General features: G+C 56.2%; 23 protein-coding genes. 15 read left to right on the plus strand and 8 right to left on the minus strand.

All coding sequences use genetic code 11. The features are described 5' to 3' along the window. Positions 1 to 129: 129 nt before the first annotated feature. Entirely contained in the window at positions 130 to 1,155 is a 1,026-nt protein-coding gene (locus VB780_RS09685; RefSeq protein ID WP_323350938.1) for a WD40 repeat domain-containing protein, read from the plus strand. 60 nt (positions 1,156 to 1,215) lie between these two features. Here VB780_RS09685 and VB780_RS09690 read toward each other — a convergent pair whose 3' ends face one another. Both VB780_RS09690 and ligA read right to left on the minus strand, forming a co-directional pair. Further along, complete coding sequence (locus VB780_RS09690) at positions 1,216 to 2,472, minus strand: EAL domain-containing protein (RefSeq protein ID WP_323350939.1); 1,257 nt, start codon at positions 2,470 to 2,472, stop codon at positions 1,216 to 1,218. 352 nt (positions 2,473 to 2,824) lie between these two features. Next, the gene (gene ligA / locus VB780_RS09695) at positions 2,825 to 4,903 is read right to left on the minus strand and encodes an NAD-dependent DNA ligase LigA (protein WP_323350940.1); all 2,079 of its coding nucleotides are present in this window, start codon (positions 4,901 to 4,903) and stop codon (positions 2,825 to 2,827) included. A 136-nt stretch (positions 4,904 to 5,039) separates the two neighbouring features. On the opposite strand from ligA, the gene VB780_RS09700 reads away from it, so the two are divergent. The 3 genes from VB780_RS09700 (at position 5,040) to VB780_RS09710 (ending at position 7,840) form a co-directional block, all read left to right on the plus strand. After that, entirely contained in the window at positions 5,040 to 5,273 is a 234-nt protein-coding gene (locus VB780_RS09700) for a type II toxin-antitoxin system VapB family antitoxin (RefSeq protein WP_323350941.1), read from the plus strand. Further along, positions 5,270 to 5,674 carry a type II toxin-antitoxin system VapC family toxin gene (locus VB780_RS09705; protein ID WP_323350942.1) on the plus strand — a complete coding sequence of 135 codons (405 nt, stop codon included), beginning with the start codon at positions 5,270 to 5,272 and terminating at the stop codon, positions 5,672 to 5,674. The genes VB780_RS09700 and VB780_RS09705 overlap by 4 nt, the downstream gene beginning before the upstream one ends. A 105-nt stretch (positions 5,675 to 5,779) precedes the next feature. Further along, positions 5,780 to 7,840 carry a prolyl oligopeptidase family serine peptidase gene (locus VB780_RS09710; RefSeq protein WP_323350943.1) on the plus strand — a complete coding sequence of 687 codons (2,061 nt, stop codon included), beginning with the start codon at positions 5,780 to 5,782 and terminating at the stop codon, positions 7,838 to 7,840. Between the two features lie 34 nt (positions 7,841 to 7,874). Here the strand turns inward: VB780_RS09710 and VB780_RS09715 are convergent, their stop codons facing one another. Next, positions 7,875 to 8,495 carry a Uma2 family endonuclease gene (locus tag VB780_RS09715; RefSeq protein ID WP_323350944.1) on the minus strand — a complete coding sequence of 207 codons (621 nt, stop codon included), beginning with the start codon at positions 8,493 to 8,495 and terminating at the stop codon, positions 7,875 to 7,877. A gap of 105 nt (positions 8,496 to 8,600) precedes the next feature. On the opposite strand from VB780_RS09715, the gene VB780_RS09720 reads away from it, so the two are divergent. Both VB780_RS09720 and VB780_RS09725 read left to right on the plus strand, forming a co-directional pair. Further along, complete coding sequence (locus tag VB780_RS09720) at positions 8,601 to 9,011, plus strand: hypothetical protein (RefSeq protein ID WP_323350945.1); 411 nt, start codon at positions 8,601 to 8,603, stop codon at positions 9,009 to 9,011. After that, positions 9,004 to 9,426, plus strand: coding sequence for an HNH endonuclease signature motif containing protein (locus VB780_RS09725; protein ID WP_323350946.1), 423 nt, complete (start codon positions 9,004 to 9,006; stop codon positions 9,424 to 9,426). The genes VB780_RS09720 and VB780_RS09725 overlap by 8 nt, the downstream gene beginning before the upstream one ends. A gap of 57 nt (positions 9,427 to 9,483) precedes the next feature. Here the strand turns inward: VB780_RS09725 and VB780_RS09730 are convergent, their stop codons facing one another. Continuing rightward, on the minus strand, positions 9,484 to 9,699 hold the full coding sequence (locus tag VB780_RS09730) for a hypothetical protein (protein WP_323350947.1): 216 nt from the start codon (positions 9,697 to 9,699) through the stop codon (positions 9,484 to 9,486). 101 nt (positions 9,700 to 9,800) lie between these two features. Here VB780_RS09730 and VB780_RS09735 point away from each other — a divergent pair, with 101 nt between their 5' ends. After that, positions 9,801 to 10,406, plus strand: coding sequence for a hypothetical protein (locus VB780_RS09735; protein WP_323350948.1), 606 nt, complete (start codon positions 9,801 to 9,803; stop codon positions 10,404 to 10,406). 55 nt (positions 10,407 to 10,461) lie between these two features. Then, on the plus strand, positions 10,462 to 11,133 hold the full coding sequence (locus VB780_RS09740; RefSeq protein ID WP_323350949.1) for a hypothetical protein: 672 nt from the start codon (positions 10,462 to 10,464) through the stop codon (positions 11,131 to 11,133). A 34-nt stretch (positions 11,134 to 11,167) separates the two neighbouring features. On the opposite strand, the gene VB780_RS09745 is transcribed toward VB780_RS09740, so the two are convergent. Further along, the gene (locus VB780_RS09745; RefSeq protein ID WP_323350950.1) at positions 11,168 to 11,398 is read right to left on the minus strand and encodes a helix-turn-helix transcriptional regulator; all 231 of its coding nucleotides are present in this window, start codon (positions 11,396 to 11,398) and stop codon (positions 11,168 to 11,170) included. 247 nt (positions 11,399 to 11,645) lie between these two features. On the opposite strand from VB780_RS09745, the gene VB780_RS09750 reads away from it, so the two are divergent. From VB780_RS09750 to VB780_RS09770, 5 genes are all read left to right on the plus strand, one after another. Further along, positions 11,646 to 11,894, plus strand: coding sequence for a hypothetical protein (locus VB780_RS09750; protein ID WP_323350951.1), 249 nt, complete (start codon positions 11,646 to 11,648; stop codon positions 11,892 to 11,894). Positions 11,895 to 11,983: 89 nt separating this feature from the next. Then, complete coding sequence (locus VB780_RS09755; protein ID WP_323350952.1) at positions 11,984 to 12,676, plus strand: DUF5671 domain-containing protein; 693 nt, start codon at positions 11,984 to 11,986, stop codon at positions 12,674 to 12,676. Beyond that, positions 12,669 to 13,121 carry a hypothetical protein gene (locus VB780_RS09760; RefSeq protein WP_323350953.1) on the plus strand — a complete coding sequence of 151 codons (453 nt, stop codon included), beginning with the start codon at positions 12,669 to 12,671 and terminating at the stop codon, positions 13,119 to 13,121. The genes VB780_RS09755 and VB780_RS09760 overlap by 8 nt, the downstream gene beginning before the upstream one ends. A gap of 31 nt (positions 13,122 to 13,152) precedes the next feature. Further along, a complete protein-coding gene (locus VB780_RS09765) occupies positions 13,153 to 13,275 on the plus strand; it encodes a hypothetical protein (RefSeq protein WP_323350954.1) in 123 nt (40 codons plus the stop codon). Beyond that, complete coding sequence (locus VB780_RS09770) at positions 13,272 to 14,831, plus strand: Ppx/GppA phosphatase family protein (protein ID WP_323350955.1); 1,560 nt, start codon at positions 13,272 to 13,274, stop codon at positions 14,829 to 14,831. The genes VB780_RS09765 and VB780_RS09770 overlap by 4 nt, the downstream gene beginning before the upstream one ends. Before the next feature lie 50 nt (positions 14,832 to 14,881). Here VB780_RS09770 and VB780_RS09775 read toward each other — a convergent pair whose 3' ends face one another. Beyond that, on the minus strand, positions 14,882 to 16,090 hold the full coding sequence (locus VB780_RS09775; RefSeq protein WP_323350956.1) for an ATP-dependent 6-phosphofructokinase: 1,209 nt from the start codon (positions 16,088 to 16,090) through the stop codon (positions 14,882 to 14,884). A gap of 103 nt (positions 16,091 to 16,193) precedes the next feature. Further along, entirely contained in the window at positions 16,194 to 16,679 is a 486-nt protein-coding gene (locus tag VB780_RS09780) for a hypothetical protein (protein WP_323350957.1), read from the minus strand. 492 nt (positions 16,680 to 17,171) lie between these two features. On the opposite strand from VB780_RS09780, the gene VB780_RS09785 reads away from it, so the two are divergent. Then, positions 17,172 to 18,236: a hypothetical protein gene (locus tag VB780_RS09785; RefSeq protein ID WP_323350958.1), complete on the plus strand. Its 1,065-nt coding sequence runs from the start codon at positions 17,172 to 17,174 to the stop codon at positions 18,234 to 18,236. A gap of 35 nt (positions 18,237 to 18,271) precedes the next feature. Here VB780_RS09785 and VB780_RS09790 read toward each other — a convergent pair whose 3' ends face one another. Beyond that, positions 18,272 to 18,922, minus strand: a complete 651-nt coding sequence (locus VB780_RS09790) for a GIY-YIG nuclease family protein (RefSeq protein WP_323350959.1) — start codon at positions 18,920 to 18,922, stop codon at positions 18,272 to 18,274. 174 nt (positions 18,923 to 19,096) lie between these two features. Here VB780_RS09790 and VB780_RS09795 point away from each other — a divergent pair, with 174 nt between their 5' ends. Beyond that, positions 19,097 to 20,149 (plus strand): DUF389 domain-containing protein, encoded by a 1,053-nt coding sequence (locus VB780_RS09795; protein ID WP_323350960.1) that lies wholly within the window; start codon positions 19,097 to 19,099, stop codon positions 20,147 to 20,149. Positions 20,150 to 20,181 lie beyond the last annotated feature (32 nt).

Consider the following 20,181-nt stretch of genomic DNA (forward strand, 5'->3'; position numbering starts at 1 on the left):
TGTTAAGCAGTATTTCGGAATAGGATGCTGGCAGGGTGTAGTGGACGGTGAAATTTACAAACTGAGTCAGTCTGTGAAATTCATCGTCGCTAACGATCGCTAGCGCCCATGTCAATGCGGACTCTTGTCATGCTCCCTCAGCCCCCTGACTTCCTTCCCCAGGGCGATGCAGATGGCGATATCGCCGCCTTCGAACTGGTGGATATGGCTACCGTCTTCAATCCAGCCGGGGCCGATGCGGTGCCCACGGCATCTCCGCCGCACACCGCCAAATGGGCCTGTGCCCAGGTGCTCAAGGGCCACGATAGCTGGGTGCGATCGGTGGCCGTGAGTGCCGACGGCAACTTTATCGTCAGCGGCAGCGGCGACAAAACCGTGCGGGTCTGGAGCCTAGCCACTGGCCACACTATGCAGGTGATCGATGGCCACCGGGCCTGGGTGCGGGCCGTGGCCGTAAGCCCCGATCGCACCTGCTTTGCCAGCGTCAGCAACGACAACATCATTCAGCTGTGGGATTTCACCACCGGAGCTGCCCTGGGCCAGCTAGAGGGCCACACTAACTGGGTGCGGGCCTTAGCCTTTAGCCCTAACGGTAAGTATCTGTTTAGCGGTGGCCAAGACCACAAAATTTGTGTTTGGCGGCTGAGCGATCAAGCCCTGATCCACCACTTCAATGGCCATACCCACTGGGTGCGCTCCATCGCCGTGAGCCGCGATGGCACCACCCTGATCAGCGGCAGCCAAGACCAAACTATTCGTCTGTATCGCCTTAAGGGTAAAGGCCGCAACCATGTGCTGACGGGCCATCAGAGCGAAGTGCTGGCGGTGGCAGCAAGCCCCAACAACTGGCTGTTGGCCAGCGCCAGCGCCGACTGTACCGTGCGCTTTTGGAAGCTCAACAGCGGGCGCGAAACCACCTGTTTCAAGGCCCACGGGGCTCCGGTCAACAGCCTGGCCTTTAGCCCCGATGGCAAGCTGCTGGCCACCGCCAGCAACGACAGCACCATTCGCCTGTGGGACATGGAGCGGGGCCGCCTGGTGTCGATTTTGCAGGGGCACGAGGGCTGGGTCTGGGGGGTAGACTTTGCCCCCGATGGCAAAACGCTGGTCAGTGCGGGCTGGGATGGCACGGTGCGCATTTGGCGAGGGGAGTAGCGTTTGGCCCGCTACTAACCCTGTCTAAATCGAGGGATTGTTACCAGCGCTGAGTCGAGGTTAGAACAGTGCGGCGATGTCGCCAAGCGGGAGGGGATGCCCGAGCAGATACCCCTGGGCTGTGTTGACGCCCAGCAGTTTTAGCGCCGTGAGTTCTGAGACGGTTTCTACCCCTTCGGCCACGAGGCTGCTGCCCGTTTCTTGGGCAAACCCCACCAGGGCCGCCGTGAGTGCCCGGCGGGTAAGGTCGATATCGATAGCGCGAATCAGGCCGATGTCGAGTTTGATAATCTCTGGCTTGAGCTTAAGAATATGCAGAAAACTCGCATAGCCAGCCCCGGCATCGTCAACGGCTAGGCGGATGCCGCGATCGCGCAGGGGCGCAAGGCAGCAGCCAAACTGCGAGTAGTCAGGGATGGCCACATGCTCGGTTACCTCCAGCACAATGCGATGGAGGGGCACATTTTGAAGCGCGTCATTGATGGCACCGCTCAAAATGTTTTGGGGCGAGACGTTGATGGAAAGGTAGAGATCGTCGGGGATGTGGCTAAGGATAGTCAAAGCCTTGGCGATCGCCGCCATCTCCAACTGTTCGCTGAGGCCCACCTCCGCCGCCTCGTTGAACCACACATCGGGGCTGCGAATGGGCCGAGACCAAAATCGGGTTAGCGCCTCAAAGCCGACGATCTTGTTGTCGATGAGGTGCACAATTGGCTGGTAAACGCTGGTAAACGATTCAGACTCAAGCACTGAGGCAATCCGCTGGCGCATCTCCTGGCGGCGACGCTCGGTGGCTAGCTCACGACCCAGCTGCCGCGAGGTAAAGTCGGCAAACAGGTGCATGATGGCCAGGTCGCGATCGCCCAGGGTGAAGTCGGGTTGAGTGCTAAAACAGCAGAAAGTGCCATAGACCTGTCCATCCCCCAGCCGAATAGGCACGCTGAGATGGGCTCCCACGGGCACTGAGAGCGTGGCCGGCAACTCTAGGGCTGCCGGAATCAACGAGGCATCATGAATTAGCTCGGGCAACCGGCCATCCACCACGCGCTGGCAATAGCTCTGTTCGAGCGGGTCTGAGTCACCTGCGGCGATAGGGGCATCCTCTAAGGCCGAATCGACATAGCGAAATCGGCGTCTGCCGCCTGAGAACTCAGCGATGAACGCCACCTCCATATCGAGGTGGAGGCGAATGGCACACAGAGCGTCTAACACAACTTCATCAATCGCTGCCTCCCCAGAGCTAGCCGCCGACAAAAAGACGTAGGGAATTAACGCCAGCTTACTAGCTACCGGCTCTAGAATCGGTTGTCCGTCCATTTAGCAGTGCTCCAAACCGTAACTCTGCAGCAATATTTCAGACGATTTCAGATTCCAATGGTTCTAGGCATGGCCCAACGGCTTAGCCAGGATGGGGGCGTAGATGTAGGTATTCAATGAATACGAGCAACGCCGGCCCTACGGATTCGCCATGCTGACAATCTAAAATCAATCCCTAGGGCAAGGGACTTTATCCCAAAACGGGCGATCGCATGGGGCAGAGCACAATTTTTTTGTATCTCTGCGATACCATTATCGACATATTTATTCTGCCCAAATTTATATAAAAGGAAAGATATTTGGTCTGCCCATGGCTCTCTGCTGAAACAAAAAGACCGGTGAGACCACTGCCCTAGGCGGCTTTCACCAGAGTCAACAGATCGGTTTCGGTGAGAATGGCGATGCCCAGCCCCTCTGCCTTGGTGAGCTTCGAGCCGGCTTTTTCACCCGCGACCAGGTAGTCGGTGGCTTTGCTGACGCTGCTGGTGACTTTACCCCCAGCGGCTTCGATGATCTCGGTGGCTTCCGGTCGGGTAAGGGTGGGCAGGGTGCCGGTGAGCACGAAGGTTTTGCCCGCCAGCGGGCCAGTGGCAGGGGCGGCTTCCGTGGACGCCAGCTGCACGCCAGCCTGTCGCAGGCGATCGATCAAAGTTTGGTTGGCGGGCACCTGAAACCACTGGTAAACGGCCTGGGCAATTTCGGGGCCGATGGTGTGGACGGTTTCGATGTCCTCAGCGCTAGCCGAGCCCAGGGCATCCACAGTTGGGAAGTTCTGGGCCAGGGTTTTGGCGTTGACGGCCCCCACGTGGCGAATGCCAAGGGCGTAGAGCACAGCGGCCCAGGGGCGGGTTTTGGAGGCGGCGATCGCCCCCACCAGCTTCTCAGCCAGCCGCTTACCCATGCGATCGAGGGGTTCTAAATCGGCCTCGCTCAGGATGTATAAATCGGCCACCGACTGCACCAGCCTCTGCTCCACCAGCTGCTTCACCCACTTTTCGCCCAGCCCCTCAATATCTAGCGCGTCGCGTCTGGCCCAGTGGATGATCGCCCCCTGCACGATCGCTGGGCAGGAGATATTGATGCAGCGGGTCACCGCACCATCGTCAGGCCTGACCAGGGCACTGCTGCACTGGGGACAATCTGTGGGCATGGTGATTTTGCTGGCATCTTCGGGACGCAGATCTGCCAGCACCCGCACCACTTCGGGGATGATTTCCCCGGCTTTGCGCACAATCACGGTGTCGCCCTGGTGAATGTCGAGTTCGGCAATGCGATCGGCGTTGTGCAGGGTGGCGCGGGCGACGGTGGTGCCCGCCAGCTGCACCGGACGCAGCTCGGCCACAGGGGTCACCGCCCCGGTGCGACCCACCTGAAAGCTGACGGCTTCGAGAATGGTGGGCGCTTCTTCAGCCGGATACTTCAGCGCCACCGCCCAGCGGGGAAACTTTTGGGTAAAGCCCAGCCGCTGTTGCAGAGCAAAGCTGTTGAGCTTGACCACCACGCCATCGGTCAGGTACGAGAGCTGGGTGCGCTTCGTGGCCCACTCATCAAAGTAGGTCTGCACTTCGGTTTCTGACTGGCAGAGCTGGCGGTTGGGGTTGACGCGAAAGCCAAGGGATTTGAGAAACTCCAACGCCTGCCATTGGGAAGTGGGCGATTTTAGATTTTGGGGTTTGGATTTTGGATTTTCATGCTCACTCTTTCCCCCACTCTCCCCCTCGCCCGCTTCTAAATACACGGTGTAGGCGAAGAAATCTAATTTGCGGGCGGCGACAATCCGGGAGTCGAGCTGGCGCAGGGTACCGGCGGCGGCGTTGCGGGGGTTGGCGAAGGGTGGGTCGCTGTGGTTGGCGCGATCGCGGTTGATCTGCTCAAACACGTCCAGCGGCAAAAAAGCCTCGCCGCGCACTTCGACCACGGGGGGCGGATTCTCAATGGCCAGCCGCAGGGGTATGGAGCGAATGGTGCGGACGTTGGGGGTAATGTCTTCGCCTGCGGTGCCGTCGCCTCGGGTGACGCCGCGCACCAGCAGGCCGTTTTCGTAGGTGAGGGCCAGGGCATTGCCGTCGATTTTGAGTTCGGCGACGTATTCGACCTGGCCAATTTCGGGGGCCTGGCGACGCCAGCGGTCTTCCCATGCGCGAAACTCGGTCAGGTCAAAGGCATTCTCTAGGCTGTAGAGGGGGATGTTGTGGCGAACGGAGGTGAACTGGGCGGCGGGCTTTTCGCCGACGCGCTGGGTGGGGCTGTCGGGGGTGACTAGCTCGGGGTGGGCGGCTTCGAGGTCTTGCAGCTCGCGGTAGAGGCGATCGTAGACTTCGTCGGGCAGCGTGGGAGCGTCGAGCACGTAGTAGGCGTAGCTGGCGGCTTGCAGCTGCGATCTGAGGGTCTGCACCCTGGCCGCTGTGTCGTCGATGCTGTTGTCGCCCATAGCTCGGTTTCCTAAAATCGCCCGGTGGCTAGTGTAGCGCTGCCGTGGGCTCAGTGCGGTACCCTTCACCGTCCACCGTTCTGCTCAGAGGTGTATATACTTGTAGATACGTCATTTTTGCGGCGGGGCTTTACCTATGCGCACGCGTGTTTTTCAAAGCGGCAATTCCCAGGCGGTGCGAATTCCCAAAGAACTTCAGTTTGAACAGATAGATGTGGACTACGACATTGAACGCCAGGGCGATGCTCTAATTATTCGCCCGGTGGGAGCGCCATTGACTAATGTTTTGCAGCGGTTTGCCGCTTTTTCTGAAGATTTTATGGCTGAGGGACGCCCCGCCCAAAGCGATCAAGATCGAGAAGCACTATGAAATACATGCTCGATACCAATATTTGCATCTATTTAATGAAGCACCAGCCGCCTTCTGTCGCGAAACGTTTTGCAGACTGTCGTCAGGGTGATGTGGTGATCTCATCGATTACGCTGGCTGAACTGGAATATGGGGTTTATGTAAGTAGAGAGGCGACGCGATCGCAGAATCGACAGGCGCTCGATGCTCTAGTTGAGTTGATTCCAGTGGTGGCCTTTGACACTGCCGCTGCGGTGGCTTACGCAGAGGTGCGCGCTGCTAGCCGCGATCGCCGTAGTGATGCCCTCGACAAGCTAATTGCCAGCCACGCCATTGGTCTCAACCTCACCCTAGTTACCAACAACCTTGAAGATTTTCGCAGCTATCCCAACATTGTTCTAGAAAACTGGGTCGATAACTAAGACTAGGGAATGGATTCCTGAATTAACGAAGGCCATGATTTCGTGCGCGATTTTCTACGCTTCTTGTTAGGGTTACTACTAGCCCTTGGTCTATCTCAAGCTCCTATGATTGCCAACTCCCTCACGTATCCCCCCAGCCCCCCGCAAGACCAGGTCGACACCTACCACGGCGTGGCGGTACCCGACCCCTACCGCTGGCTCGAAGACCCGCAATCGCCCGCCAGCCAGGAGTGGATTGAGGCCCAAAACCGGGTGACCTCGGCCTATCTAGAAGGGTTGTCGGGACGGCAAAGCATCAACGATCGCCTCACCCAGATCTGGAACTACGAGCGCTACAGCACCCCCTTTAAGCGGGGCGGGCGCTACTTTTACTTCAAAAACGACGGTCTGCAAAACCAGAGCGTGCTCTACACCCTGCCCAGCCTAGAGGCCGAGCCCCGCCTGCTGCTCGACCCCAACACTCTGTCGGAGGATGGCACGGTTTCGCTCAGCGGCATGGAGGTAAGTGAGAACGGGGCCTATATGGCCTACGGCCTGTCGAGCGCGGGGTCTGACTGGGTGGAGTGGCGCGTGCGCAACATTGAAACTGGTGAGGATACTGACGACCTGCTGAAGTGGGTGAAGTTTTCCGGCGCATCTTGGAGCCACGACCACCAGGGCTTTTTCTACAGCCGCTACGACGAGCCAGATGAGGCGAGCAAGCTAGAGGCGGTCAACTACTACCAAAAGCTGTTCTACCACCGCCTGGGTACGCCCCAAAGTGACGATGTGCTGGTGTACGATCGCCCCGATCAAAAAGAGTGGGGCTTTGGCGGCGGCGTCACCGAAGACGGACGCTATTTGATCATCTCGGTGTGGAAGGGGACTGACCCCAACAATTTGGTGTTCTACAAAGACCTGAGCGACCCAGAAAGCCCCGTGGTGGAGCTAATCTCTGAGTTTGAGGCTAGCTATAGCTTTGTGGATAACGAGGGGTCGCTGTTCTGGTTTACGACGGATTTGGAGGCACCGAAGGGGCGACTAATTGCGATCGATATTAACCAGCCAGAAAAGGAGCACTGGCAGGAGATCATCCCTGAAAGCGACGACACCCTTGAGGGGGTGGGCCTACTAAATAACCAGTTCGTGGCTGATTACTTGAAGGATGCCTACACCACGATTCGCATTTTCTCGCTGACTGGGGAGCTAGTGCGAGAGGTAGAGCTGCCGGGGATTGGCTCGGCGGGGGGCTTTGACGGCAAGCGCGAAGATACTGAAACCTTCTACAGCTTTACCAGCTTTACGGTGCCGCCCACGATCTATCACTACGACATGGTGACGGGGGAGAGCACTCTCTACCGCCAGCCCCAGGTCGATTTTGATCCCACGGACTACACCACGACCCAGGTGTTTTACACCAGCAAAGACGGCACCCGCGTGCCGATGTTCATCACCCACAAAACCGGGATTGAGCTGAACGGGCAGAACCCGACGCTGCTCTACGGCTACGGGGGCTTCAGCATTTCGCTGACGCCGTCGTTTTCGGTGAGCAACCTGGTGTGGATGGAGATGGGTGGTGTGTATGCGATGCCAAACCTGCGCGGCGGCGGCGAGTACGGCGAAGACTGGCACCTAGCGGGCACCAAGCTCAATAAGCAGAACGTGTTCGACGATTTTATTGCGGCGGCGGAGTGGCTGATCGCGGAGGGCTATACCTCGGCGGATAAGCTGGCGATCGCGGGCGGCAGCAACGGTGGTTTACTCGTTGGTGCCTGCATGACCCAGCGCCCCGATCTCTTTGCGGCGGCGCTACCCGCTGTGGGGGTGATGGATATGCTGCGGTTCAACCAGTTCACCATTGGCTGGGCCTGGGAGTCAGACTACGGCTCGCCCCAGAATGAGGAGGAGTTTAAGGTGCTCTACGCCTATTCGCCCTTGCACAACCTGAAGCCGGGGACGGCCTACCCGGCGACGATGATTACCACGGCAGACCATGATGACCGGGTGGTGCCCGCCCACAGCTTTAAGTTTGCGGCGGCGCTGCAAGCGGCGCACGGGGGCGAGGCTCCGGTGCTGATTCGCATTGAGACGAAGGCGGGCCACGGTGCAGGGAAGCCGACGGCAAAGGTGATCGAAGAGGTGTCGGATAAGTGGGCGTTTTTGGCGGCGAATTTAGGGATGGAGTAGGGGAGTGGATGAGTGGGTAGATGGGTGGGATTGCCTAGGATCTAGCTGGGGGGGCTGCTAGGAGCTGTCGAGCGGCCTGAATTCGGGAGGTTTCTCCGATTAGGATGCAGGCCGACAACAGGTTGAGGTCGATTTCAGATAGGGCTGGGATGCCGCTGCGATCGACAGCTTCGTAGTGTCCCCTAGCACTGAGGCTGGTCTGGATGTGGTAAACCACCAAGGAGCCGTCTTCCCACATCCAGACTTCATCGACCCCCAAGGCTTGATAGCGCTCTAGCTTGGTGGCATCACCGCTAGTAAAATTAACTTCGACCGATAGCCTGTAGCCGTCAATTTGATATGACTCGTCGGCCTCGGCGGCGGCGATGCCTTCTTTTTCTTGAGTCATGGAGCCGGTGGGCTTGAACTCAATGCCGCGACTGAATAAAAACGTCTCGATCAAAAAGCCAATCACGCTTTTGAAGAGTTCGTGGGCTTCGCCGGGCATAAGGATTTCGATGGTGCCATTGTAGTAAAAGAGTCTGAGCCCACGGGTGTTCTCAAAGCCTTTCTGCAGGTGCTTAAACTGCTCCCAGGTGCGCCCCGGCTGAATGGTGCGAATGTCGCCGTGGCCGGTTTCAACGCGAATAGGGGAAGGGCTGCTGGCAAGGGTCATAGGTTTGGCAACGTGCTATTGATCATGATAGCGAGAGGGTTTATAGATACAGTTACACTTAAGACACAGAAGCCCTTACCTCTTGGCCTCTAAGCGCCGTTGCCTATGGCTACAGTACGAGTAACATCAGAGGTTAACCTCAACCTCGATCAGCTCTTGAGCGGAGTGGCTCAGCTCGATACTGATGAGCTGAGGAATTTTGTTGAGCGGGTTAGTCTGATGCTGGCTCAACGCAAGGCCGCGAGTTTGCCAGAGCTAGAGGCCAATCTACTGCAAGCGATTAATCAAGAGCTGCCTGAGGAAATACAACACCGCTACAGCGAGTTGCAAGCGAAGCTTCAGGATGAGGCGATCGCCCCAGAAGAGCACCAAGAACTGCTGCAATTGATTGACGTTGTCGAACAGGCTGATGCGGCTCGGCTTCAAGCTTTGGTGGAACTTGCCCAGTTGCGGGGAGTAAATTTGCCCGACTTGATGACTCAGCTGGGTCTGCAACCGCCAACTGTGTATGCCTAGGCGATACATTACTGTTGACGAGCAGCGCCAGGTGATTGAACGCGCTAACCGTCGATGCGAGTACTGCAAAAGCGCTATGGATTATGCGGCTCAGTCGTTTGTGATGGAGCACATTATTCCAATAGCGGCGGGTGGGGAAACGGCCCTGGATAATTTGGCGTTGGCCTGTGGAGGCTGCAACGGGCACAAGCACATCAAGCTAACGGGGCTTGACCCGGTGAGCCAAACTCAGGTGTCGCTGTTTCATCCCCGTCGTCAGACCTGGGATGAGCATTTTGCCTGGGATGCCGATTTTTTGCAGGTTGTTGGGCTGACGCCAGCGGGAAGGGCTACGGTCGAGGAACTGAGCCTGAATCGTTTGGGCATTGTCAATATGCGAAGACTGTTGTTACTGGCTGGGTTGCATCCCCCATAGCAAAAGGCCTTTCAGGCGAGCAGTAGATGGAGGAACTGAGGATAGTGCATTCTTTGATTAAAGATGGTTGACGATCGTGACAATCTCCTGCCTGATGCGATCGCCCCCTTCATCTTCGGCGACATCTAGGTCGTAGTCTATCTGCAAGCCCAGCCAAAACCGGGGCGACACACCAAAATAGCGGGCTAGGTGCAGCTCTTGTAGGGGTTGAGTAGTGCGATCGCAGAACCCAACGCACCGCCCTTTTGTTGGGTTACACTTCGTTTCACCCAACCTACTCTTTGATAACTAGCAGAACCCAACGCTCCTGTGCTTGTGTTGGGGTACACTTCGTTTCAGCCGACCTACTCTCTACTCTTAAGTCCCTAATACCTATGCCAATAGAGACTCTCATTGAAGAATGCTTATTAAGTTTCGTATCTTATTGGGATTCGGCCCTTTCAGAAATGTGGTTTTTTGTATCTAACCTAGACAATGCTCCTGATTTTCTTAAAAGTACTGTTCAATCTTCCACAGGCCCAACTCTGGCATTTTTATTAAGCTTTCTTGCTTTTCGTTGGCAAGAACAATTCAAGCAAAACAAGGAGACATTAGCTGTAAGAACAATGTTAAGGATCGAGGTAGACTATAATCTTAACAGAATAGAAAGTCTTACTAAAGAATTTGAATTAATTGCAAAAATTCTTCCTCCTGATCTAGTTAAAGTACCTTTTTCAGTTTCTCCCCATGGGCTTAGAACTCAAGCCTTTGATAGTCAGGTGGCTGCATTGGCGAAAGCATTGGAGCCTGAGCAATTAAGTGATGTTTGCCAAATATATGCAGATTTTAGAGTCCTTGCTTATGCGTACGAATATTTGCAACCCATGTACATAGATAGTTGGGATGAGGAGAAAAGAGGACAGTGTGAGCGTACTTTACAGCATCTAATACAGGCTAAATACCTTCTAAGTAATCCTTTAAATCAAGAATCTCAACCTTAAATTCAATAAAACATGTTGAATATAAACCAAACGAAATTTTTATGACACTGAAGAAATGATAGAGATATCTGATTTATGGGCATCAAGTATCCGTGAATTTCAAGGATATTTCTGTGAAAACATACTTTTATTTGCTGAAAATCCCATATTCCCAGCAGTGACAGCACTCTTGGGCGCTACTACAGGTGCCTTAATCAATCAGAGTTTTGTAGATAGAAGAGAGAGGCTTAAAGCAAGAAAAGAGGCCGAGGCTATTAGATCACTTTTGAGACTAGAAATAGATTTAAATTTATCTGAGATAAATTCCTTGAGAGTCAGAGTAATTACTTGGCTGTACGAAGAAGTGAGTAGGGAGAATGCGTTTTCTTCTCCCTTAGACCCACCCTTCACAACGCATAAAATAGGTTTTGAAAGTCTAATTTCTGATGTTCCAAAAGCTATGTCTCCAAGTGAAATTGAGGCAGTCTACGAACTTTACACGACAATTAACTACATCCTAAAAGCTAAAGATATTTTGCACCAGCATGGTTCAGATCGCCTTGGCAGGCAGAGCGCCCGATTCAAGCGACTTAAACCATATACAGATGCAATGAAAGGGCAAAAAAATAGCGATCCTAAAATAGATGACACTATAGGCAACATTATGACTGAAGACTCAGCGGATAAGTACGAACACCTTATCAGTTTTTTAGATAAAGCCTTGCGGCTAGGAAACCCGTTGCATTGACATCCTCTTCAAGTCCAACCACTACTAATATTAACTACAGAGGCCCTAATTCATTGGGCAATTCCTCAATAGTCCATTGCAGCGCCAAACATAGTGCTTTTACCTGCGGCAGGGTTAATTTCGCTTCTTTATATCGCCCTGTTTCCCAGTTACTCACCGTCTGTACGGACACATTTACAGCGAGAGCTAAGTCTCGTTGGGTCAAACCCAATTCTTCACGCCGACGCTTTAAAGCAGATTCTTGGAATGGTGAGTAATCGGGCATTGATACAAGTTGTTTATATAAGCTACTTGATTTCGGGCTATAAGTGGCTTATAGTTAGATTTAGTTTGAGCAGCGGTCTCTAGAGGCGGAATCCTCTAGTTAGAGCGTTTGACATTTGTTAGCTCAGTTTCCCATCTCGCGGGGGGTTTCGCACCCTTCGTAGAGATTCTTGCGGCAAAAGACCTCCGAGTTTTCACAAAACTCGGAGGTCTGGATCCCTTTCATCATCCTTTATCCACCGATCGCCATGTCAGACTTCATCCCCAACAGCGAAATCTATAGCTTGCCACCTTCCGACAACCCTCCCAGCACAGAGCCAGCCGACCCGCGCGAACCCGTGCGCGTCATGCTCATCGGCACCGCCACCGGCATGGAGCTAGTTATCGCCCATCTCCACAGCATTGGCTTTGCCGAACCCCGTGCCTGGAGCAAACCCCAGCTCGACCCCACCACCGGCCAGCCCATGCGCATTCTCACCAAATGGATACGCCGCTGAGCCGTCCTGCGGTTCTGGTCTTAAAGGACAGTTAAACAGGTGGATCACCAATTCTTTTTAGAATATCGATGGCGGTTTACCGTAGGCCCATGAGTACCGATCTTCCCCCTACCCCCGATCGCCGCAGCGAGCTAGTGGAGTTTATTTTGCTGGCCCGCGATCGCGGCACCTCCGACGAGTTTATTAGCAAACTCTTGCGCGACTACGGCTGGCCTTCCCGCGAAGTAGAGCGCGCTTTTTTTGAAGTCTACGAAGGGCTGCTGGGCCGTCCGTTGCCCACCCCGCGCGGCACCTCGGGCGAGATGGCGCGAGATGCCTTCTTTTATTTGCTGGCCTTTGTCACCCTGGGCATTTGGCTTCAGGCGCTTGGTGAGATGGCCTTTATCTTCATTGACCATCTGATCCCCGACAGTCTCAGCAACGGCTACGGCTTCTACGATTCATCGTGGCAGGTGGCCTTTGCCCTGGCGCGGCTGATGGTGGCCTACCCGGTGTACCTGGGGCTGATGCGGCAGATCAACCGCGACCTGGCCCACTATCGAGAAAAGCACTTCTCGGGGGTGCGCAAGTGGTTGACCTACCTAACGCTGTTAGTGTCTGCCATTATTGCCATTGGTGCGGTGATTGCGTTTTTGACCTCGTTTTTGCGGGGTGAGCTGACGCTGCGCTTTTTGCTCAAGCTGCTGGTGGTGCTGGTGCTGGATGGCGGCGTGCTGTGGTACTACTTCGACTGGATTCGGCGCAAGCCTGCCCCTAAGGTTTTAAATTTGGCCCATGAATAGCGAAAAAGTAAGTCATAAGGCGTTTGATCGAGCGTTTGCCGGGGTGGCAACGGCGGCGGTGATTGCAGCGATCGCAGCCGGGTTTTGGGTACTGGGTACACCTGGACGGCAGCGCGAAATCGCGGCGGATCGCCAGCGGTTGCAGGATGTGGCAGCGATCGCCCAGCGGCTCCACGAGCAATACGTTGCCGATGACGACAGTTTTGAGCTGCCCACCACCCTGGATGCAATCGAGCTGCGCAACGACCCATTGACCAACCAGCCCTACGAGTATGGGAAGTTGGGCGATCGCAGCTTTGAACTCTGCGCCACCTTTGATACCGACAGCAGCACCCACCGCCTCAGCAATCAAGACTCAAACCCCGAGGCCGAGCGCTGGCAGCACCCCGAAGGACGCCACTGCTTTGAGTTTGATGTGACGGAATATCCGGCGTTGGTGTATTAAAGCTGAGGGCTTTACCCGGCTGGCGCAAGGAATGGTTTCTCTGGCGATGCTGGCAGATGACCCAGCTTTTGTCACCGTGTCGTTGCAACCCGGCGAGCGCATCGTCGCGAATGGCGTCATGATGGTCGAAACCGACGCCTTGGCTGACCTATGAAACTCGCTGCGATCGACATTGGCACCAACTCTATTCACATGATTATTGTGGAGGCGATCGCCCAGCGACATTTTGACGTGATTGAGCGCGAAAAGGAGATGGTCAAGCTGGGGAATGGGGTGTTTGCCACCCATCGCCTCAGCGATCGCGCCTTTGACACGGGCTTAGAAGTAATTCAGCGCTACGTTCAGCTGGCAGAACAGGTGGGGGTAGATGAAGTAATTACGGCGGCAACCAGCGCCATTCGAGAGGCGCAGAATGGTGAGGAGTTTTTGAACCAGGTGGTGCGCCAGACGGGCCTAGCGCCCAAGATTATCTCCGGCAGAGAAGAAGCCCGGCTAATTTTCTTGGCCGTGCGCAACTCCATTGCCCTGGAGGATGAAACCGCCCTGGTCTTCGACATTGGCGGCGGCAGTACAGAGGCCGTAATTGGCGATCGGCAGAACATTCTGTTTAGCGATAGCCTGCCCCTGGGGGTGCTGCGCCTGTTGGATATGTTTGAGGATAAAGGCCCCGTGGGCAGCAAAAGTCGCCATGTCCTGGAGGCTCACATCGAGTTCGTAGCCCAGCAGGCGATCGATCAGATTCGAGAGCTGGGCTTCGACCGGGTGATCGGCACCTCCGGCACCATTCGCACCCTGGGAGAGGCGGCCTATCTCGCAGCGGGGGGCGACGCTTTGCAATCGGTCAATGCCGAAACGGTACGGCTAAAAGACATTAAACGCCTCACGGACGATTTGCTCGAAACCAAGCTGGACAAACGCACCAGGTTCGAGGGCATTAGCGACAAACGGGCAGACGCCATCCATTTGGGCGGCATTTTGCTGGTCAAGCTTTTAGATCTGGTCGGAGTCAAAGACATTACCCTTTGCGATGCCTCCCTGCGGGAGGGCATGATTTTAGACTATCTAGAACGCCATGCTCACGAGGTGGCTTCATTTCCGGCTCAAACCAATTTGCGGTATCGCAAAGCGGCCCAACTGGCGCAGAAATACGAGTCTGACTGGTCTAGAAACGAGCATGTGGCTGAGCTGGCGCTACAGCTATTTGATCAAACCCAAGCCCTGCATGGATACGGTGAATTTGAGCGTGATCTGCTCAAGTTTTCGGCGCTGCTCCACGATATTGGGCAGTTTATTTCCTATCGAAAGCACCACAAAAATTCGCGAGACATCATCAGCCGCACCAATCCTCGTGGCTTCACCGACGAAGAAATTTTGCTGATCTCGAATTTGACTCGCTACCACTGCAAAGCGGCTCCAACTGAGGAGCACAAGCGCTTTAGAAAACTATCCAAGCCCCACCGCCAGATTGTTCAAACGCTCTCAGGCTTGCTCAGGCTAGCGGTCAGCTTAGACAAAACGAAGAACCAGCGCGTTAAGTCAGTGTTCTGTCAGATTACAGCGGATGGTTTAGAGATAGGAGTGGTTGGCGCTGACAATTTTGACCTAGAAATTTGGGCGGCCCAGCGCGATCGCCAGGTGCTCGCCAACGCTCTCAATCGCGACGTTGACATTCACTATCTTGAGTCTCCTCCCACTCCGCGACCTGTTTAAACAGGTTTCTCCCAAGGGCGCAGGGCCTGCGCCCCTACCAAGGGTTTCGGCTACACCATCGCAGAGACCTCCTGGATAACGGCTTTGGGATCGGGGAGGGTGTCGGGATTGCCGACATAAATTCCCAACGATCGCGCCACCTTGACCATGGTGCTGTCGGTTTCGACCGGGCTGGGGCAGATGCTGCGCAGGTGACACTCGCGCACGGTGGCAATTACATCGCTGAGGTCTTTGGATCGCACCCGGCCCGCTTCCCACACCACCAGGCGGTTGTAGCGGCCTTCGGCGATCAGATCCACGGCTTTGCGGCCAAAGGCGGAGGCCAGCAGGCGATCGCTGGCGGTGGGAATACCGCTGCGCTGAATGTGGCCCAGCACCATGGATCGGGTCTCGACCCGATCCATATCGCAGTAGGCGGTGTCGCCGGTTTGGCAAAGGGTGCGGCTGCGATCGGCGATCGCCGTGGCCAGCGATTCGCCAATCAGGTGTTTGGGTTTGCCATCTTCGCCGTGGACGCCCTCGGCCACCACCACCAGGGCAAACTTGCGGCCCCGCTGGCGCAGATCGGCGATGTGCTGGCAGATTTGAGTGACCACGAGGGGGCTGAGGTTAGGCACCAGCTCGGGAATTAGAATCACGTCGGCCCCGCCCGCAATGCCGCCGTGGAGAGCTAGGTGCCCAGCATCGCGACCCATGACTTCGACTACCATGACGCGATCGTGGCTGGCGGCGGTAAAGGTGAGGTCGTAGAGGGCGCTGTTCACCGTTTGCACAGCGGTGTTAAACCCGATGGATTTTTCGGTGAAAGGCACGTCGTTGTCGATGGTTTTGGGAATGCCGATCAGGTTCCAGCCGCCGCGCTGGGCCAGGTCGTAGATGATGTCGAGGCTGCCGTCGCCGCCGATGGCGATCAGGGCGTCGAGGTTGAGTTTTTCATAGCCCGCCAAAATTTTGGCCATCTGGTCAGGCCCGTCGAAGCGGCTTTTGCTGAGCGAGCCGAGGATGGTGCCGCTGAGAAATTGCAGCACGTCGAGCCCCTGCAAAATGCCGGGAATGTCGTAGCCGTGGTCGGTGAGGCGCAGGTGCTCGGGGTCGTACTGACCGTCGGCCACCTGCATAAAGCCGTCGGTGCTGTAGGGTATGCCAATGACATCCCACCCGCGCCGGTTGGCGCATTTAACCACCGCTCGAATGACGGCGTTGAGGCCGGGGCAATCGCCGCCGCTGGTGAGAATGCCAATGCGCTGAATGGGGGTCATAGAAGGGTATCCGAAAGGCTGATCTCCTTAATCCTCAGGCCAATTGAGACTTGGAAATTACCCTCTTCAACAGTCTTTAACAGTCTTAACGGAGAACAATCTTCTACATACACAGGTCGGCAGACCACTCTTGGGAGCCCCGGTCGGGTTGGCAGCGCACCTGGCTACCGGCCCAGTCGAGCCGCCACTGATCGCCCTCGGGCACAAACTCCAGGCGGTAGCGCGTCCCGTTAACGGAGTCATCGGCGAGGCCGGTTTGGGTGAGCATCACCAGGGCTTGGTCATCGGTTTCGTCGATCAGCTCCACCTCTTCTTCAAAGTTGCCTTCGCCGGGCTCGGTGCTGCCAAAGACCGCTAGGGCAATGTCGGTGGGGTCAGACCCTACCGCTGTGTCATCTTCAGGAACGGGCACTTCGTTGTAGTCGGCGCGATCGCCTATAGCGACATCACCCTCCGGGGCCTCGGTGACGGGGGCCTCGGTGGTGGTATCGCTGCCGGTATCTGGGGGGGTGGTGGTGGGCTGACAGGCGGCCAGGGTCATCAATAGGGCGCTAGTGGCCAGGGCAGGAAGCACATAGGTTTTAAGCATGGTTTTCTCTAGGTAAAGGTTGACTAATGTATCCCAGACAACAAAATAATGGATCATTGGCAGAATACAGGACGATATCTACCTTGCGCACGTTGTTGTTAATTAACCGAAACCTTTGGTGAACGAAAATTCTTGCTGAGCCAAGGGCCAAGGGTAGTCAGCCTCAATGCTGAGGAGGATAATCTTATCTTGAGACCAGGCTGGATACAAACTGGTCTTGCCATGGGCTTGAGTAGACCTGATTCAGGAAAGAAAAAGTGTAAGAAAATGCGATCGCACCCAAGCATTCCGCCCTAAAGTTAAATCTCACGATGAGACTTACCTGCCTTTAAGCTAGTCTCGAATAGGGGTCTTAAAGACTTAATACAAGACTCTAGCGGCGCAAAGAAATTCTGCCTTAGCTCAGGGCTGTCAAGGGGATAATTTTTAAGCTAGACGGCTTACCATGGCATGAGTCTAGCCCAGCCATTTCACCCAAAAGGGTTCTCTTCCATGACTTTGCCCTTTGATGCTGCCCCAAGCCAGGTGCGAATTGAGCGATTTTGGCAGCTGCCCGCTAGCTTTGGCATGGAGCGCAATGCGTACCACAACTATTTAAACGAGATCGTCAGCGATCGCTACGCGCTGATTAAAGGGTTGCAGCTGCTGCGCGACGAGCTGCAATTTGCCGGGGCTAGCCCCACGGATATCCAAGCCTGCGGGGCCGATATGAGTCTGCCCAGCGCGGTGACGACGCTGGCCTACACTAACTGCGGCGATCGCATCCACCAGGGCGAGGCGACGAAACGCTACCGCGACGTGGTCGCCTCTCGGTTTGCCACCCTGTCAGAGATTGGCGAACTCAAGCTGGAGGCGTTTTTCCCCGCCGGGGGCGGTACCGACAATGGGGCGACCCTGGCCCACGTGACCGTGGCCCACGAGCTGGATGAGAAGCTAAAGCGCCGGGTCTACGAGGGCAACCCGCAGTCGATTTCGCTGGTGGCGATCGACCTCAAAACCCACGTGGGGCGCATTCAAGAAGACGGCAAACAGGTCTACGGCAAAACCCGCGAATCGCCCTGGCGAGAACCTCGGGCAGCCTGCGGGGCGATCGTAGGGGCGCTGACCCACTACCAGTCAGAGAATTTGATTCACCGCCGCATTCGCAGCGATCTGGGGGAACGCAACTTTCAGTTTCTATCGACCCAGCAGATTTTGACCGATGAGGGGGTTGATATCACCATGGCGGTGGCTTCGGCGATCGTGGCGATTCGCGGCATTCGCAACACGGCGCTAGCCCTAGGGCAGGAGATGGATGAGCGCGGCCTGGGCCACCTCACCGCCAGTACCACCGTAAATCGCCCTTCCCGCGATGACCTGGTGATTTACTTGGCCCGCGCCACGGTGTTCAACGGCATGGTGCGCATTCAAAGCCTGGGCACCGAGGCAAAGCACTACGGGGGCAAGCTAGTGGGATACGCCGGAGAAAAGCGGCTTCAGCTGCGCTACGACGACTGGGATGTGGAAACCGTGCCGGTTGAAGAAATTCCCTACAAGGTGCGGCTGTCGGGGCTGTAATACCAAATTTTGTAAAACTCCCCACACTCTGAAGGTTAGGTCTGGGTTTGCTCGGTTTGGTCGCGAATTAGGGCGCTCCAGTTGTCATCGGTCATGGCGGCAGCTAGGTCTGTTTTGGGGTCGGCAGCCTGGGCTATATCCTGCTCTTTCGACAGTGAGCCGTCGGCCATGGCGCGGCGGAGCTTGAGCTTTTTGGCTTCGTAGGCTTCGCGCTCGGCGGCAGACATGGCCTGGGTGGCGGCGGCGGCGGCGGTACCCGCCCAGGTGCCATCGACATTGCCGGGTGGGGGGCTGGGCAAAGCGGCAAGCCATTCGTCCCGCAGGGCGGCCATGGCCTCGCGGCTGGGGAAGGCAAAGGGTTGCACCGTCACCAGGGCACAGACCGCCTCCCCTTTTTCGAGCAGATGGCTGCGCAAGGAGAGCGATATGTTGCGAGAGATGCCAATGAACTGGGTTTGACCGGCGCGATCGCGCACGGCATAGACTCCGGTGACCTTGGCATCCTGGGTTTGGTCGCACCAGTCGGCAATGGGCAGGGTGCTGCTGTCGGTGGCGGTAATGGATGGAGCGGCGGCAGCGGCATGTTCGTCGGCGGCACTATACAAAAAGTCGTGCAGACTGCGATGCTCGACGGGGACGTTTTGATGCTCGATGGCCTTTGGCGCATCTGGGTTTTCGGAGGGCACGGGCTTACCTGGGGTCAACAGGTTCATTATGGTCTGAATCGCCTCAACCGGAAACTCTGGCGATCGCGTACTGGGTAGAGAAGGCGGTTATTCGTTACTGTGGCCCCAATTGCTAGAGAATAGGTCTGCGTCTATACCGTTTTACCCTATACCGTTTTATCGGGGGCACAGGCGATGACTCAGCGGCGGCGGTATTTGAAAGTTTTGGCCCGTTTGCGCCGTCAACAGCGCAAGCTCTGGCTGAGCAACAGTGGCGATTGGCAGTGGCTAACTAGCAAACCCACGCCTATCGCCAGCATGAATCGGCTGCTGTGGCGCGAGTCGGTGCCCTCGCTGAGCTTTTTTGTCATGCTGACCCTGTCGGGGGTGATTTCAACCCTGGGGCTGCTGGCGGGCAGCACAGCCACGGTCATTGGGGCCATGATCATTGCGCCGCTGATGGGGCCGATTATTGGCATTGCCTATGCGGTGGCGATCTCAAACCGTCGCCTGATGAAGCGGGCGGGCCTAACGCTGCTGTGGGGCACGCTGGCTACCGTAGCCAGCGCCACCGTCATTGCCAGCTTGCTGGGCCTGCAAACCCTAAACGATGAGATCTTATTGCGCACCGAGCCCACCCTGATTGATCTGATGGTGGCCATGGCGGCGGGGGCGGCGGGGGCCTTTGCCAAGTCGCGCAAGCATGTGGCCGATGCGTTTCCGGGGGTGGCGATCTCGGTTGCCCTGGTGCCGCCGCTCAGCGTCATTGGCATTGGCCTGGCGCAGCTCAATCAGGATGTGTTTTGGGGGTCTACGCTGCTGTTTGCCACCAACCTGACGGGCATTATTTTTAGCGGCATTTTGGTGTTTTTGTGGCAGCGCTACGGCACCCTACAGCGGGCCCAGGGGGGCATTGTGGTGTCGGTGCTCACTATGGTTGTCATCGGTATTCCGCTGGCGTTTTCGCTCAACAATTTGCTGGTGCAGGCCAACTCGCGCGAGCAGGTCAGCCACCTAATTCGCAACGAGTTGCCCCTGTCGCGCCGCGCCGATCTCCAGGCCATTGATCTGCAACCCGACAACGGTGTGCTCAACATCACCCTGGAGTTTGCTGCCCCAGCCAATTCCATCACCGCCGAAGATGTGCGCCAGTCGCAAGCTTTTTTAGAAGACTATCTCGATCGGCCCGTTGCCCTCACCCTGCGGGTGATTCCTGTCGAAGAGTTTTTGTCGCCCGCTAGCCCTTAATCTAGGTACAAAATGGGTGTTGGCTTTGCCCA

The sequence above is a fragment of the Leptolyngbya sp. CCNP1308 genome, assembly GCF_034932455.1.
Classification (GTDB): domain Bacteria; phylum Cyanobacteriota; class Cyanobacteriia; order Phormidesmidales; family Phormidesmidaceae; genus Nodosilinea.

Excerpts from the sequence above, each read along its gene's own strand:
- VB780_RS09710 (WP_323350943.1), top strand. The coding sequence starts at position 5,780 with ATGATTGCCAACTCCCTCACGTATCCCCCCAGCCCCCCGCAAGACCAG.
- VB780_RS09750 (WP_323350951.1), top strand. The coding sequence starts at position 11,646 with ATGTCAGACTTCATCCCCAACAGCGAAATCTATAGCTTGCCACCTTCC.
- VB780_RS09775 (WP_323350956.1), bottom strand. The coding sequence starts at position 16,090 with ATGACCCCCATTCAGCGCATTGGCATTCTCACCAGCGGCGGCGATTGC.
- VB780_RS09700 (WP_323350941.1), top strand. The coding sequence starts at position 5,040 with ATGCGCACGCGTGTTTTTCAAAGCGGCAATTCCCAGGCGGTGCGAATT.
- VB780_RS09685 (WP_323350938.1), top strand. The coding sequence starts at position 130 with ATGCTCCCTCAGCCCCCTGACTTCCTTCCCCAGGGCGATGCAGATGGC.
- VB780_RS09770 (WP_323350955.1), top strand. The coding sequence starts at position 13,272 with ATGAAACTCGCTGCGATCGACATTGGCACCAACTCTATTCACATGATT.
- VB780_RS09755 (WP_323350952.1), top strand. The coding sequence starts at position 11,984 with ATGAGTACCGATCTTCCCCCTACCCCCGATCGCCGCAGCGAGCTAGTG.
- VB780_RS09705 (WP_323350942.1), top strand. The coding sequence starts at position 5,270 with ATGAAATACATGCTCGATACCAATATTTGCATCTATTTAATGAAGCAC.
- ligA (WP_323350940.1), bottom strand. The coding sequence starts at position 4,903 with ATGGGCGACAACAGCATCGACGACACAGCGGCCAGGGTGCAGACCCTC.
- VB780_RS09760 (WP_323350953.1), top strand. The coding sequence starts at position 12,669 with ATGAATAGCGAAAAAGTAAGTCATAAGGCGTTTGATCGAGCGTTTGCC.
- VB780_RS09740 (WP_323350949.1), top strand. The coding sequence starts at position 10,462 with ATGATAGAGATATCTGATTTATGGGCATCAAGTATCCGTGAATTTCAA.
- VB780_RS09715 (WP_323350944.1), bottom strand. The coding sequence starts at position 8,495 with ATGACCCTTGCCAGCAGCCCTTCCCCTATTCGCGTTGAAACCGGCCAC.
- VB780_RS09765 (WP_323350954.1), top strand. The coding sequence starts at position 13,153 with ATGGTTTCTCTGGCGATGCTGGCAGATGACCCAGCTTTTGTCACCGTG.
- VB780_RS09690 (WP_323350939.1), bottom strand. The coding sequence starts at position 2,472 with ATGGACGGACAACCGATTCTAGAGCCGGTAGCTAGTAAGCTGGCGTTA.
- VB780_RS09725 (WP_323350946.1), top strand. The coding sequence starts at position 9,004 with ATGCCTAGGCGATACATTACTGTTGACGAGCAGCGCCAGGTGATTGAA.
- VB780_RS09785 (WP_323350958.1), top strand. The coding sequence starts at position 17,172 with ATGACTTTGCCCTTTGATGCTGCCCCAAGCCAGGTGCGAATTGAGCGA.
- VB780_RS09735 (WP_323350948.1), top strand. The coding sequence starts at position 9,801 with ATGCCAATAGAGACTCTCATTGAAGAATGCTTATTAAGTTTCGTATCT.
- VB780_RS09795 (WP_323350960.1), top strand. The coding sequence starts at position 19,097 with ATGACTCAGCGGCGGCGGTATTTGAAAGTTTTGGCCCGTTTGCGCCGT.
- VB780_RS09780 (WP_323350957.1), bottom strand. The coding sequence starts at position 16,679 with ATGCTTAAAACCTATGTGCTTCCTGCCCTGGCCACTAGCGCCCTATTG.
- VB780_RS09745 (WP_323350950.1), bottom strand. The coding sequence starts at position 11,398 with ATGCCCGATTACTCACCATTCCAAGAATCTGCTTTAAAGCGTCGGCGT.
- VB780_RS09720 (WP_323350945.1), top strand. The coding sequence starts at position 8,601 with ATGGCTACAGTACGAGTAACATCAGAGGTTAACCTCAACCTCGATCAG.